The sequence below is a fragment of the Streptomyces sp. NPDC050988 genome (genome assembly GCF_044456225.1).
Lineage (GTDB): Bacteria > Actinomycetota > Actinomycetes > Streptomycetales > Streptomycetaceae > Streptomyces.
In genome coordinates this window covers 290,680-305,531 of sequence record NZ_JBITFQ010000004.1, presented here as the reverse complement: position 1 = coordinate 305,531, position 14,852 = coordinate 290,680, and the positions used below count along the sequence as shown (strand labels likewise).

At 65.7% G+C, this 14,852-nt stretch carries 9 protein-coding genes; 8 read left to right on the top strand and 1 reads right to left on the bottom strand.

Annotation, left to right across the window (positions count from 1 at the left end; translation table 11 throughout):
• Positions 1–197: 197 nt before the first annotated feature.
• On the top strand, positions 198–1,499 hold the full coding sequence (locus tag ACIBEI_RS12670) for a serine hydrolase domain-containing protein (protein WP_398887933.1): 1,302 nt from the start codon (positions 198–200) through the stop codon (positions 1,497–1,499).
• 61 nt (positions 1,500–1,560) lie between these two features.
• On the opposite strand, the gene ACIBEI_RS12665 is transcribed toward ACIBEI_RS12670, so the two are convergent.
• Positions 1,561–3,009, bottom strand: a complete 1,449-nt coding sequence (locus tag ACIBEI_RS12665; protein WP_398887931.1) for an ATP-binding protein — start codon at positions 3,007–3,009, stop codon at positions 1,561–1,563.
• Positions 3,010–3,642: 633 nt separating this feature from the next.
• On the opposite strand from ACIBEI_RS12665, the gene ACIBEI_RS12660 reads away from it, so the two are divergent.
• The 7 genes from ACIBEI_RS12660 to ACIBEI_RS12630 all read left to right on the top strand — a co-directional run bounded on the left by ACIBEI_RS12660 (position 3,643) and on the right by ACIBEI_RS12630 (position 14,549).
• Positions 3,643–3,909 (top strand): hypothetical protein, encoded by a 267-nt coding sequence (locus ACIBEI_RS12660; RefSeq protein WP_093779986.1) that lies wholly within the window; start codon positions 3,643–3,645, stop codon positions 3,907–3,909.
• The gene (locus ACIBEI_RS12655; RefSeq protein ID WP_398887929.1) at positions 3,906–4,298 is read left to right on the top strand and encodes a PIN domain-containing protein; all 393 of its coding nucleotides are present in this window, start codon (positions 3,906–3,908) and stop codon (positions 4,296–4,298) included. Before ACIBEI_RS12660 ends, ACIBEI_RS12655 begins: the two co-directional genes overlap by 4 nt.
• A gap of 457 nt (positions 4,299–4,755) precedes the next feature.
• On the top strand, positions 4,756–6,276 hold the full coding sequence (locus tag ACIBEI_RS12650; protein ID WP_398887927.1) for a hypothetical protein: 1,521 nt from the start codon (positions 4,756–4,758) through the stop codon (positions 6,274–6,276).
• Complete coding sequence (locus ACIBEI_RS12645; protein WP_398887925.1) at positions 6,254–7,057, top strand: hypothetical protein; 804 nt, start codon at positions 6,254–6,256, stop codon at positions 7,055–7,057. Before ACIBEI_RS12650 ends, ACIBEI_RS12645 begins: the two co-directional genes overlap by 23 nt.
• Positions 7,050–11,549, top strand: coding sequence for a hypothetical protein (locus ACIBEI_RS12640; RefSeq protein ID WP_398887923.1), 4,500 nt, complete (start codon positions 7,050–7,052; stop codon positions 11,547–11,549). The genes ACIBEI_RS12645 and ACIBEI_RS12640 overlap by 8 nt, the downstream gene beginning before the upstream one ends.
• Positions 11,521–12,663: a hypothetical protein gene (locus ACIBEI_RS12635; protein WP_398887921.1), complete on the top strand. Its 1,143-nt coding sequence runs from the start codon at positions 11,521–11,523 to the stop codon at positions 12,661–12,663. Before ACIBEI_RS12640 ends, ACIBEI_RS12635 begins: the two co-directional genes overlap by 29 nt.
• Complete coding sequence (locus ACIBEI_RS12630; protein ID WP_398887919.1) at positions 12,660–14,549, top strand: tetratricopeptide repeat protein; 1,890 nt, start codon at positions 12,660–12,662, stop codon at positions 14,547–14,549. Before ACIBEI_RS12635 ends, ACIBEI_RS12630 begins: the two co-directional genes overlap by 4 nt.
• Positions 14,550–14,852 lie beyond the last annotated feature (303 nt).

The following is a 14,852-nucleotide window of genomic DNA, read 5'->3' as shown; positions in this document are numbered from 1 at the left end:
CACCCTTTGGCCGGGCGAGGACGGTGCCGCGGACCGGAGCCACTCGGGTCGCGGGTCGCGGGTCGCGGTCCGCGCCGGAACCTGGGTGGCTCCGAACGAGTGGACTCGCCGGAACGATTACCCGACGAGGACCTCCGCCCGGGGTCCGGGTGGTGACGTTGCCGTCCGAGCCCCTGACCTGGAAGAGGCGCCCCGACATGCGACGTACCCCCTCCCGACGGCTGTTCACCGCGGCGCTCCTCGTGGCGTCGGTGCTGGCGCCGATGACGGCGATTCCCGCCACGGCGGTCAACGCCGCGGGCGTCGACCGGCACGGCGGCGGCCCGTACGACGGCAACCGGCACTGCGACCCGCACGGCGCCGGCCCGCACGGTGTCAACGGGCACGGTGTCAACGTGCACGGCGGCGACCGGCACGACAAGGACGAGTGCCCGTCGAACGGCCTCGGTCCCAAGCTGACAGCCCGGCTGGACAAGGCCATCGCGGACGTCCGCCGGGAGGCCGGCATCCCCGGTGTCATCGTCGGACTGTGGATGCCGGGCAAGGGAAGCTACGTACGCGCGACCGGGGTCGCCGACACCGCCACCGGCCGGCCGATGACCACCGACCCGTACATGCGGATCGGCAGCGAGACCAAGACCTTCACGGTCACCGCGCTGCTCAAGCTCGTCGACGACGGACGGATCCGCCTGGACGACCCGATCTCCAAGTACATCCACGGCGTGCCGGGCGGCAAGCGGATCACGCTGCGTCATCTCGCCGAGATGCGCAGCGGCCTGTTCCCCTACAGCGCCGACCCGGACTTCGTGCACGACCTGCTGAGCGACCCGACCCGCTCGTTCACCCCGCGGGAGGTGCTCGCGTACGGCTTCAAGCACAAGAACACGTTCAAGCCGGGGAAGCAGTTCCAGTACTCCAACAGCAACCTCGTCCTTCTCGGCCTGGTGATCGAGAAGGTCAGCGGGCACAACCTCGTCGACTTCATCGACAAGCGGGTGCTCCGCCCGGCCCACCTGCGCCACACGCTGTTCCCCCTGGACGCCGAGTTCCCCGAGCCGCACCCCCGCGGCTACACCAACCAGACGCTGAGCGGCGAGGTCGAGGACTCCACGGACTGGAACCCCAGCTGGGGCTGGGCGGCCGGGGCGATGATCTCGAACCTGCACGACCTGCGCCGGTGGGCCAAGATCGTCGCCACCGGGACGCTGCTCAGCCCGCAGTCCCAGAAGGAGCGGCTGAAGACGCTGCCGACCGGCTTCCCCGGCACGAGCTACGGCCTCGGCATCTTCAACTCCGACGGCTGGATCGGCCACAACGGCTCCATCCCCGGGTACGAGAGCGTGACCGTCTACCTGCCGTCGAAGAAGGCCACCCTGGTGCTCCTCCTCAACACCGACATCTCCTACAAGGGCAAGGAGCCGTCCTCGGTCCTCGCCCAGAAGATCACCGAAATCGTGACCCCGAAGAACGTCTACGACCGCCCGGTCCCGCCGCGCTAGTACTGCACGTCTGTACGGCAGGTCTGTACGGAACGTCTGTACGGCAGGCCAGTACGGCAGGTCAGGACTGCACACCCGTACTCCACGCCCGTACGAGGTCGTCGGGCCCCCAGTGCGCGGCGAGCGGCAGACCATCGGACACCCCACAGCGGGAGACCGCGACCAGTGGGGTGTCCGTCGTGGTTCCGGGGACGGCGAGCATGTCGCGTACCAGGGCGTCGTAGTCATGGCGGCCGAAGCGCTGCGTCTCCAGCCACTTCACCGACCCGACGAAGTGCACCCGCTGAGCCACCGGCTCGCGGTCTGCCCCGACAAGATCGACCTCCGGGTTGTTCTGACGGTTCCACCAGCCGCCGATGGCCTCGGTCCCGGGCCACTCGTCATTGGGCATCAGACGCAGCAGGGACTCGCGGACGAGCGGCTCGACCGCCCGCCCGCGCCAAGTGGTCCAGGACCGCTCGATGCGTTCGAGCGCCAAGTCGCCCCGGCCGCGCTCGATGAGCGGGATCGCGCGCGCCAGGAAGGCCAGCCAGAACCGTAGATACGGGTCGGCGATCCGGTAGCGCTTGTTCTTGCTGTCCGACTTGGCGGACAGGGGGAGGTCGGCGGCCAGGGCTCGCTTGGCCTGCAGCGTGGCCAGCAGCGGGGAGAGCGTGCCGGACGGCAGCGCGCCGGCGCCGCCGGCCTGTGCCGCGATCGCGCTGAACGTACGCTCACCGCTGCCGACCGCTTCCAGTACGGCCCGCGAGTGCGAGGCCTCGGGGAATTCGCCCAGCAGGGACAGCTCACCGGCCACCAGCAGGGGCGAGAGCGGATTGGCGACCGACGCCTGCAAGAAGTCCGTACGCCCCATGCCCGGCCGCCACGACTGCACGATCTCGGGGAACCCGCCGGTGATCAACTGTGCATCGACGGCGCCTGCCGCGTCGAGCTCGGTCATGGCCTGCACATCGGCGAGATTCAACGGCTGGACGGTCATCTTGGCCGCCCGCCCGAAGAACGGTCGCCCGTACGACTGCAGCGCCTCCATCACCGACGTGTCACTGCCGACCAACACCAGAAGCATGGGCTTGGCGGACAGATGCCGGTCCCAGACGGTCTGGAGCGCGCCCTCGAACTCCTGGTCCTGCTCGACCAGCCAGGGCACCTCGTCGATCACCGCGATGCTGGGCGAGTCATCGGGCACCGCGACCGCCAGCGAACGCAGGGCCTGATTCCAGTCCCGCGCCTGAAGCCCGGCGACCAGCTCCGCCCCCGGCAGCAACGACTGCGCGAGGGTGGCGGCGAAGTCGGCACGCTCCGTCACAGGGTTACGCCCCCGGGTCGCCTGAAACACCACATACGGCGCCCCCGACCGATCACAGAACTCCTGCACCAGCCGCGACTTCCCCACCCGCCGCCGCCCGGTCATGATCACGGCCCGCCCGCGGGTGGCTCCACCGCCCTCCGCCACGGTCCGGTACTGCCCGGCAAGCAGCTCAAGATCTCCGGTCCGACCTCGGAACTCCATGGCCCACCCCGGGATGATTAACGTAGACAGCTTCTTACGTAGATCGAATCTTACTTCACCCTCGAACGCATCGGAACAAGAACGAGGGGCCCGACTCCGAAGAGCCGGGCCCCTGTCGATGTGGGGCAGACGTTGAAGCGGAATCCATTGTGCAGAGCTCCCACCTGCGGAAACTCGGTTCTGGAGGGGGTCATCCCAGCACGATCCCAGCACGGGAGGTCTATCCCAGCACCATGCAGCTCGGGCGCCCCTTGAGCCCCTCCCTCTACGCGGCCCGCGTGCAAGCATCTGGTCTTACTTCCTCCGGAGACTGGACCGCCGCGTCAAGGGGCGCGGGCCGCATGGCGTTTCCGGTCCCGGACATCCCTCTTGCACCTTCGGAAAACGCTCGCCACCCAAGCCTCGATCCATCGCCCGGCCCGTGCTCGAAACCGTGCACCTCCACCTCACGGCCGAGCAAGAAATTCATCAGCAATCCGCCCTTTCCGGCGAATGTGGGCCCAGCCTCACTCGCAGTCCCGCGGGTCATCGAGTCGGCAAACCCCTGCCCGATGGATGCGCTTCACGCCCTCCGCTCTCCCCACCGCGATCCGGGCATCAGCATCGAAGGCCATACCGCGCTATGGTTGATGTATGGCTACCAAGAAGGTGACTATCACTCTCGACGAATCCCTGGTTGAAGCCCTGGCCGGGGCCGCCGAAGAAGAAGGCATCCCACTCTCCCGCCTCGTCGCCGGAGCAGCCGAACGCGAGCTGCGCCTGCGGGCCGGCCGCGCCGTCATCCAGGAGTGGCAGGCCGAACACGGCGCTTTCACCCCGGAAGAGCTCGCCGCCGCCCGCGCAGACCTGGCCGCCGCCGACGCCGAGTACCTCAGCAGCTCGGGAGCCTCGGCCGCGTGAACATCCCCTACCTGTACGACGCCGGGGTACTTATTGCCATCGACAACGACGACCGGCGCATGTGGGCCCGCCACAGCCTGGCCCTGGACGACGGACGGGACATCCACATCCCGTCCGTCGTCGTCAGCCAGGCATGGCGGGACTCCCGCCGCCAGGTCAGACTCGGCAAGTTCCTCGCCGGGTGCCACGTGGTACCCGTCGGCCTCGAAACCGCCAAAACCGCAGGCATCCTCTGCGGCAAGGCCGGCACCTCCGACATCGTCGACGCCACCGTCGTGACCATGGCAGCCAGCCTCGGCGCCATCATCTGGACCTCGGACCCGGACGACATCCGCGCCCTCATCGACGCCCAGGACACAAAACCCGCCACTGTAATCCGCAACGTCTGACCACCGATGGTCTCCGACGACCAGCCCGTGCGGGCCCAGATCGCCGGGGTAAAGATAGGCGCGGCTACCTGCTCGCGCAGAGGCGGACAGACTGTGGCGTCGCGTGCTGGAATGCCACGCCAGGTGCTCGCAGTGCCCTTCCCTCCGTCGCGACCCGCACTCTTTCCGAAAACGGCGAAGGGCTCACCCCGCGCACACCACCGCTCTCGGTATCGACGTTGAAAACGTCGACTGTCCCCGTCAATCCAAGGCCCTATTGACGCCAGGCCCGGTAATGATTCATCTGGCTCGGCTTGCAGCGGAATGGTGGAATCCGAATGCAGGACCCACCCAAACATCAGTTCGCGAGCGATGAACTTCGGCCATGCGGCTCGATTGTGGAGTGACGGGAGTTGCCGAGCCGGATATTCTGAGATCTCCAGATATGGTGCTGTAGGGGGTGCTAGCGTGACGGATTGTGTATCACGATCTGTCCCACCCGCCTCACTTGCCTGATGAAGGACTGGTTCGCCGCGTCAAGGCGCTGGCTTGTACGGCACCGTTGCAGGCGCTGGATCAGCGCAAGGCGTCGCTGGATTGGGCGGATGCCAGGGTCTATCACATGGCCGAAATCGCGTTGCACACGATCGATCAGGTCACCATCGCGATGGACTTCGACGCCGGAGCCGAGCACGCCAAGGTACTTGAGCAGGTAAAGCACTTCGTCGCGGCTCAGGCGCCCGACAGAGGTGACGCCGAGCACGCCTCAGTGGCCGACTGGGTGCTCCAGCGGCTGATCAATGTCGGCACCATCGAACGTGGATTCTCCTGGCCCTATGGGCTCGTCGGCGACGAAGGAACCTACAACCGCTTCGAATTCGACTTCAAATTGCTGGTGGAACAGTCGACACCCGACGGGTTTTCGCTGCGAGCCACCGACGAGGCCATCAACGTACTCGTCGGAGCGTTGGACACGGATGTGGAGTCCGCGCAGATCGCAGCCGAGGTCAAACTCGACAACCTCATCAGACGCGGGCGGCTTGCCGACGCCAAACTCGCCGCAGAACAGGCCAGGTACCGCACGGTCCAGTACGGAGAGACCCTGCGTCGCTACCTCGACGCCACCCGTCGCGACGTGCGCACCGTGGACTGGGAGCGGGTGGTACCAGACCTGCTGTTGGACGCTCTTATGCACATCGAGGGGCGCTACACGGCGGAACACGCAATTCTGACCAACATCACCGCCGCCCGGGACGACTCTGACGATCCGCGCCAGAAGCAGCGGGCAGCGGAACTCGTGGAGATCGTCCGCGACTGCATCCGCCGTCATATGCAGCTTCAGAAAGCCGTACAGGAAGCGGGCGATCAGTTCCGTTCCGAACAGGACCGTCAGCTGTTCTCCGGCGAACCGCAGCGCGCCGCGCTGCACTTGCACGGGCAACTACTGGTGCCGCTACTCGGACTTCCCGTGGGCAAAGCACTCGGGCCGGTGTACGACTTCTTCCGGGGGGCGGTCGCCCCGGCGCCCCCCGAAGTTCTCACGCTGTCGTCACTTGTAGGGCGCCTCCTGCAACAGCCGTCTGAGCCCGAGAGGTTCGCCGGCGAGGTCCGGGAGCCGCAAGTCGATCCCATCCCGGAACGCGAATTGTTTACTCCCGAACATTTTAGGCTAGCGAGCGAGATCCTCTCCCTTCCTGGTGGCTCGGCGTCGCTGAGCGACTTGCTCACACTTGCGCATCGCTTTGAGCCTCAGGTCGCCCGGCTGGTGATGCATCGGGCGGCGCACGCCTTCAATCCGCCCGTCGGTGACGCGGTTCGTGAGCGCGTACCTGAGGTGTTGATCGCCGTGCCTACCGGGGATCCGCTGCACGATCCGGAGTTCGGCGGCGACGAACTGTGGCTCACGAAAGCAGGCGTAAGGCCAGTCGTTCCAGGATCAGAAGAGCCCGGTACGGCTCGGCACGAGGAGTTCGGTGATGAGACCTCGCTTCACGGATGATGACGCCGAACAAGCGGCGCAGTTGCTCGCCTTCGCGATGCGCCCTCGGCTGCTGCCAAGTCGCGACAACACCTATCGAGAGCTTCTGCGCCGCTACCGGCACGATGGCGCGTTCCGAACCCTGACCGGACGGATCGCCACCGGTCTGGGGCTCAGAGTGCTGGGGGAACACGAAGACATCGGCCTCGCGATCGCGGCCGACGGAGGCTCTCCCTTCGAGACGAGGATGGAGACCTACGCCCGCCGCACCCAGAAGGAAGGCGGCTACGCCGAGCGCTTTCTGCACGGCATCATCCACCTTGCCATCGCGGCGGTGTCCTTTCCCCGGCCGGACGACCTCGCCAAGGACGAGTACGTCGGCAGGGTCAGTGTCGATGTGGTCGACGCCGTCGTTCGCGAAGCCTGCGACCGGTTGCGGGAGAAAGCGGCGTCCCGTGAGGAGTCGGCTGACGTACCCAGTGACGCACCGGAACTGGAATTGGCGTGGCACGCGTATGCCAACCGGCCCGAGGCATTCCCCACCAAGGACAAGCGTCGAGCGATGAACACCACCAAGGGCATGGTGTCCCGAGCCCTGAACTTCCTTGCCGAGCAAGGCTTCCTGACGCCGATGAAGAACGCCGGCGAGGATGTCTTTCAGACCACACGGCGGTACCAGCTTCAGGTGCGCGAACTTGCGGCCACCAGCGCTTTCGAGGAGTTGGTGGCGCTGGGCGTGGTCCTTCCCATGGGTGTGACGACCGGTCCCGGAACCCTGGCGGAGGCCCCGGAGGATGTATGAGCTGTCCCGAGTGCTCCTGCAGTCCGTCGGGCCCAAGGCGGCGCGCTACGAGAACGTTCTCCTGGACTTCAGCGGCGTCGGAGATCCCATCGCCGACCGCCCCGCCACCTTGTTCAGCGTCAGGGAAGAGCAACCTGTCCGGCGCCCCTCTCCGGCCACGGTGCTCTTCCTCGAGAACGGCGGCGGCAAGTCCGTACTGATCAAGCTGATCTTCTCGGTCTTGTTGCCCGGACAACGTCAAGTAGTGGGTGCTCGTGATCCTCGTACGCTGAGAGGGTTCGTACTCGACAACGATGTGGCCCACATCGCGCTGGAGTGGACACACACCCGAAGCGGGCGTCGGCTGGTGACCGGCAAAGTCTCCGAGTGGCGTCACCTCAAAGCGACTTCCGACGCGTCCAACTTGATGGAGCGCTGGTACCACTTCCGCCCTGCACGGGGGACCACACTCGACACCCTTCCCGTGGCCGAGGACGGACGATATCTGCGGCTGGCCGACTTCATCGGCGAACTCGACGAGGCCCAACGCAGAGATCCTGAACTTGAGTTCGATCATTTCCGCGTTCAGTCGGAGTGGACCGAACGACTCACGGACCTCGGCTTGGACCCCGAACTCTTCCGCTACCAACGGGCGATGAACGCCGGGGAAGGTGAGGCGGCCGACGTCTTCTCCTTCGCCAGCGACGCCGCCTTCGTCGAGTTCCTGTTGTCGGCCGTGGTGCCCACCGGACCGGCCCAGGATCTCGCCAACCTGCTGAACTCCTACGGCGACAAGCTCGGCAGGCGTGGTGCGCTGACCTTGGAACGGGACTTCGTGGCCGGCGCACTGGAGTTCCTCGAACCACTGGCTGGCATCCATACCGCCGCTCTCACCGCCCAGGAAGAACAGCGGGTCGCGAGGAGGACGCTGGACGCCTTTGTCCGTTCGGTCAAAGTACGCGCGTTCCGTGAGGCCGAGGCCGCGAAGACGAGCGAAGACGTTGCCAAACGCCTTGGTGGCGACCTGCGGCGGGCCGTGCTCCACCATGAGAAGCTCGTGGCCGCTGCTCGTGAACTGGGCCGCCTCACAGCCTTGTTGAAGCTGGCCGAAGCCGAGGAGGAACAACAGAGGGCGCGCGCCGCGTGGGACCGAGCGCAGGAGACCGAACGCGCCTGGAAGGTCGTACCCCGCCTGGCCAAGAGCCTGGAGGCGATCGCCAACGCGAACCGGTTGCGTGAGCTGGTCCGGCGCACCGAGGAGGCCGCCCTTCCGGCACTGCAGGCCCGGGATGCCGCGCTGGAGGTTCTCGTCGGAGCGCTCCGCACCATGTCACGGAGCCTCACCGAGCAGGCGACGACGGCGCAGAAGCAGGCGGAGAGCGAACGCGCGCTGTCCGAGCAGGCTCAGACCGAGCACAACGCGGCCGTCGGCCTGGCTGCCGAGCACCAAGCGCAGGCCAAGGCGCTCGACACTCGTATCCAGGAAGTGCGGGATGCCCTCGCAGACGCCGTGCGCGACGGTCTGCTGAGCGACGGCGTGACGGCTCGTGACGCCGCGCGGCAAGCCGAGGAGGAGGCCCGCAAGAACGCCGAGGAGATATCCCGGCAGGAGTCCGCCGCCGAGGACGCGGCGGAGCTCCACGATGCTTCCCACCGGGCTTGCCAAGCCGCAGAGCAGACTTTGGCCGAGGCCCGGCACTCTCTCGATCTGGCCCGCCGCGACTGGACGAGAGCCGACGAGCGTACCCGTGCGTTGGAAGCAGAAATCCAGCCGCTCGCGCTCCTGGACATCGACCGTCTCGACCTGGAGGTGGACGCTCCCAGGCTGGTCGGCAAGCTCGCTCAGCGACGTGACGCCGCGGATGTGGCGAGAACCGAGATCCGTATCGCCATGGCCCGTGACGAACGGGCCAGGCTCGCGCTGGAGACGAACGAACTGCTGCCGCCCTCCCCGGAGGCAGCGGAAGCGTGCGAGACACTGCGAGAAGCCGGTGTCCACACCTATACCGGCTGGGACTACCTCGCCGGTCTGCCCCGGGTCGAACAGCGCCGTGCACTCATCGAGCGCGTGCCGCATCTGGTCACGGGTGTACTCCTGAACGACCCCGAACAGACGACGCGGGCAACGGAGATCCTGGCCGCCCGAAAGCTGTGGCCCAGCACGCTGGTGGCGCTGGGGACCACCACGGACATGCACGAACCCGATGCATCACTCTCTGGGCTGGATTTCGTGGTGCCTCCGCATCCGGCGCTGTACGACGAGAGGGCAGCCTCGGAGGAGCGGCTTGCCCTCGGTCGTCGCCATGACGAACATCGCGCGCGGATCGCCGAGTTGGACGCTCGGCAACGTATGTTCCTCTCGCTGCTCAACCGCCTTGAGGAGTGGCGGGCGGACTTCCCTGAAGGGAAGCTCGCCGAGCTGCGCGAGATCATCACCGTCCGGGTGCAGGCTCGCGACGATGCCCAAGAGGCGCTGACCGAGCAGACCGAGAAGCGTGAGCTCGCGGCCGCCCGCCTCAAGTCCATCCGCGAAGCCATTCCGCCGCTTCGTACGGCGCAGTTGGCACTGGAGGCCCGTAAGTCCGCGTTGCGTGCGCTGGCCGGCCAGGAGGAGCGGATTCCCGACTGGCAGACCGCCGTGGACCAGGCTCGGACAGCGGAGGTTCGAGCACGAGAGGCCGCTCAACTGGCAGAAACGGCCGCCAGAAGTCACCGGACCGCCAGCTCCGAGCACGTACGCACGATGGACCGTCTGACCGGCTCCGCACACCGTATAACCGGCGAACTGGATGAGCTTCCGGGCGCCAACGCTGTTGCTGAGAGCAGGACGGAGGTTCCGGCGGAACCGCTCCCCGTACTGCGCCGTGCCTACGAGGCTGCGGCCATGGAGTACGAACGCGCATCAGTCGGAGCCGATCTCCTTCTCGACATGCGTCAGGCCGAACAACGCGAGACGGACGCCGCGCGGGAGATGGAGAACGATTCGCCCGAAGCACGAGCAACCGCCCGGGCGTTGCTGAACGGTCCTGACGGAGTGGACGGCGCGAGCCGGGCCGCCGCTCAACGCCGTGCCGAACAGGCGGTCTCCGACTGCCAGGTCTCACTGGCCGGGGCGGACGCGAGTATCGCGGAACACCGAGCGGTCCTCAAAGACTTTCCGGAACCGCTCACCGACGTGCATCTCGCTCCCTACGGCCCACCTCTGCACGTCATTCACGGCATGCGCCTGATCGAGGCGGCGGAACACGATCGGGATGAAGCGGGGCGCATCCGGCGCGAACTCACTTACCACAGCGAGCGTGCTGAGAGCGCCGCCGTCGCTCTGCGCTCCTCCGCCAAAAACTTCACGGACCTGATCACCGTCCTGTCCCGGTCAGGTGAACCCCGCGAAGACGACGTGCCGTACGAGGGCGGTGTGTCAGCCGCCCGAGATCGGCACACCGTGCTGAAGACCGAGTACGACCGGATCGGGACGAAGGTCGAGACGGCACTCGCCGAGGAACGGACGCTGACCGACCAACTGGTCGGGTTCGCCGCGGACGCCCGGTTCGGAGAGTTGTCCTCCCCCAGCCGCACTGTGATCCAGTCCTGTCCTCGTGCCGAACTGCCGGCACGGGCGGCTGAATGGAGTGACAACCTCCGACCCAGACTGCGTAGCCTCACCGTGGACCTGGACTCCATCGAACGGCACCGCCGGCAGATCGTGCTCCAACTGTGCCAGCAAGTGCAGGAGGCGCTGCGGACTTTGAAGCGGGCACAGAATCTCTCCCGACTGCCCAAGGGGTTGCAGGAGTGGTCCGAGCAGGAATTCCTGCGGATCCGCTTCACCGAGGTCTCCGAACAGGCGCTGGAGGACCGGCTCGGTACCGTCGTGGACGAGACCGCCGAAGCGCTGATCCGCGGGAAAGAGATCAAACGGGACGGTCTGGCGCTGCTGCTACGCGGCGTGACCGAAGCAGTGGCCCCCAAGGGGTTCCGAGTACGGATCCTCAAACCGGACGCCGTTCTGCGGACGGAGCGGGTGCCGGTCTCGGCCATGAAGGACATCTTCTCAGGCGGCCAGGTGCTGACCGCGGCCATCGTCCTCTACTGCACCATGGCAGCGCTGCGCGCGAACGAGAAAGGCAGGGTGCAGCACCGCCGGAACTCGGGCGTGCTGTTCCTGGACAACCCGATCGGTCGCGCCTCGGCCGGCTATCTGCTGAGGCTTCAGCAGTCGGTCGCCCGTGCGCTGGGTGTCCAACTCGTCTACACCACAGGGCTGAACGATCTCGCGGTCCTTGACTCCTTCCCGCTCGTCATCCGTCTGCGCAATGACGCCGACCTGCGAGCACACCGCATGTATCTCACCGTCGTGGGCGAGGGGAGAAAGCATCTTCTTGAGCCTCTTGAGGAGGGTGAGAACCCGGTGATCACATCCATCAGGTACCACGCCCGTGCCGATGCGGAGCACAACCACGACCAAGACCGCGAGGAAGAGAGCGTTGACCGATCTGAGTCGTCCCGCGCGTGAGCTGCTGAACGCGCTGTACGAGCACGCCCGTTCGCGGAAGAAATGGGACGGTACACGCAAGACCAGCGTCTCGTTGCCAGACCTGCGCCGCGCCTTCCGTACGGTGCCTCGTCCGAAGGTCGAGGACGAACTGGAAGCGGTGGTTCTGCGCCGTCATCTGGACGAGCTGTACGAGTACGGGACCATCACCGCGATGAAGGGCGACGACGGGGAGAAGGTTCCGTTGCCGAAAGGAGTGTGGGTGCTTCCCACCAACCCGTCCGCGAAGAAGGTGCGGGAGCCGCTTCCTCCCTTGCATCCGAGGATGCGCAAGGTGGCCCAGTACTGGGACAGCGCTGCCCCAAGAACGCGGATTGGCTATCGTGCGGTCAACAGCTGGTTCCTGTCCGAACCCGACATGACACCTGCACCGAAACGTGAGCGTGCTCTTGACATCTTCGGCAGTCGAACCTACTCGGGATGCTTCGATGCCGAGGAAAAGGCGTTCGACGAGTTGGGCGGCCTGTTCTTCTCTGACCGGGAAGCTCTGTACGAACTGTTGCAGATGTATTCAGCACCGCCTCAGATCATCACCGAGAGACTCATCGTGGAGAGCGATGGTTGCTACGGACGCATCGGCGACGGTGACATTCTCCTGATCGTGGAGAACGTCACCACGTGCTGGTCGTTGATAGAGGCGTTGGACGGGGTAAAGGGCCACGCAGTCGGCTACGTGGCCTGCGGGATGGGAAGTGCGTTCTTGGCCTCACTCGCCAGTATCAAGATGCTCCGACTCGGCAAGATCGCGAAGATCCGCTACTTCGGTGACCTCGACCCGACCGGGTTGTCCATCCCGGCGGCGGCTGCCGAGGAGGCCCTCAAGGACAAAGACCTCCCCGAAGTGCTCCCTGCGGTCGGGCTCTATGACGCACTGCTGAACATCGGTACCCCGTTGCCGCGCAAGGAGAGGCGTCTTACGACGCAACAGGCAATCGACCCAGTGCGGTGGCTCGATCCTTCGCACCATGCCATGGCGACCGCGCTGTTGTGCGGCGAAGACCGCCTCGCCCAGGAATGGGTCAACCTGCGGTATCTGAAGGCGAACAGCGAGTGGCTCAGGGGCCTGCACAGATGAACGAGAGTTTTGCGCTCCCGCGCCGCGATCCGAGTTTTCTCGGACGGACCGAGCTGGTGGACGACACACTTCCCGGATATCTGGACCGGGCAGATGACGGCGTACCGGTCGTGCTCAACGGGCGAGTGGGCATCGGGAAGACGGTGATGAGCAGCGAACTGGCGTATCGGCAGCAATATCGGTACGCGGATGTGAGCTGGATCGATATGGCGACCTCCGGTTCTGGTCATTCGGCCGAACGGATTGCCGCCTGCCTGACCACCGTCAGAGGAAGATCGGGCCCTCATCTTTTGGTGTTGGACGGGGTGTCGGACCCGGAAGACGTCGTCCGGTATCTGCCCCGGGACGAGACCAAGGTCCTGATCACCTCACGGGCCGACACAGGGACCTGGCACAGAATCGCTCGGGTGATCCAGGTTCCGGTCCTCCCCCGAGAGGAATCGGTGCGTCTTCTGAGGACACAGGTCCACGGACTCACGGAAGCCGACGCCATGCGCCTGGCCGGTGCGTTGGACGACCTGCCGCTTGCCATGGAGAACGCAGCGACTTGGCTGACGAGTGGCATGACGCCGGAGCAGGTGCTGGAACAGTTGGAGTCGAGCGCCTCGAAAATCCTCAGTGGGTATCGCTCATCCGATTTTCCGGGATCGCTGGCAGGCCGATTGTCGAAAGCAACGCGTGCGCTTGCAGCCGGAGCCGAGGAAGACCGGCGGATGCTTCATCTCCTTCACGCACTGGCCGTTCTCGGCCCCGATCCGTTTCCCACCCGCGCGTTGAGGAGGGACCGATGGGAAGTGTCGGAGTCGGATGCACCGTACCTACTGACCATTTGCGACCTGCATCGCAGACTGGGAGGTCTCCGCGATCGAGGGTTGATGATTTTACAAACCGGGGCGGCGAAACTCGATGAGATCAGTGGCGCGGTCATCCGCGATCTGCTCGTTGCCCGCCCCGAAGACGAGGCGAGCGCCTCATCATTGGCGGAACAGTTGTTGGTGGCAGCGGTGCCAGAGCGTGCCGCGCCAGAGGGAGCATGGGGCGACTGGGCGCTGGTCTCTCCTTCCGTCCTCGCTGTCAATCCCGCGAATATCCGCACGGAACCTGGGCGCAAAGTTCTGCTTGACACATATGGCTACTTGGTGGACAGCGGCAGATACAGGGAGGCCATCGACGGCCTCGGCAGTCTCCGCATGGCATGGGCGGAGTACTTCGCACAACATCGTGCCGAGGACCTTGTGGTGATGTCAGTGCTGGCTCGCGCCCACTTCGGACGTGGGCACTATGAAGACGCCGAGCGACTCAACTTGCAGGTCTACTTGGAAAGGGAGAGAGAGCTGGGCCCGAGCGATCCCAGGACTCTGACCGCTTCGGTGTATTGCGCGCTCGATCTCGGCGCCAAGGGCCACCACTCCGACGCATGCCAGCTTGCCCGACAATCCTGGCTGGAACAGTGCAAACTCTTCGGCCAGGAAAGCCGGCCGGCGATGCTCACCGGAAGCCATCTGGCGCGGCTCCAGACACCGCAGGACCCCGCAGAGGCCTATCAACTTGGCCTGCACATCTACCGTCTCCAACGGGACCACCTCGGTCTCCGCCACCAGCACACCCTCGACACAGCCCATCATCTGGCGCTCTGTCTCGTCGCTCTGCACGAATTCCGGAAAGCTCTCCCGCTGTTGGAGGAGACCCTGAAGTGTCGGAAGGAGATCTTGCCTCCCAGCCATCCGGACATTCTCTGGACCGCCGCGCATTACCACCTGCTCTCGGCAGACTTGGGTCGGCCGGTGTCCCCGTCGGCCGCGCAATGGACCTGTGATGGCCTGCGCAAGGCTTTCGACAGGGACCACCACGTCGTACGCCGCTTGACGGCACTGGCGAAGTGCTGACCACCCGGAATTAAGTACGCCTTGTCCCACGCGCTGCAGCTGGAACGGATCACACCTGAGCGGATCTTCTGAGACGGTTTGTCCGTGGCGCGTGAATCCCTGATGTACCCAAAGAGCGACTGACCGGTCTCGCGGTGAAACGGGGCTTGATCAGGATGTCAAGCAGGAGGCAGAGCACCGGCGATCTGCTGTGCAAGGTTGTCAACAGACCGAAGTTGCCTGAAGCGGCATTCAAGAGGAAAGGGCTGCTTCGACATGCCGAGCCATGCGCCTCGGGCCGAATCGCCCCGCCCGCCCAAGAAC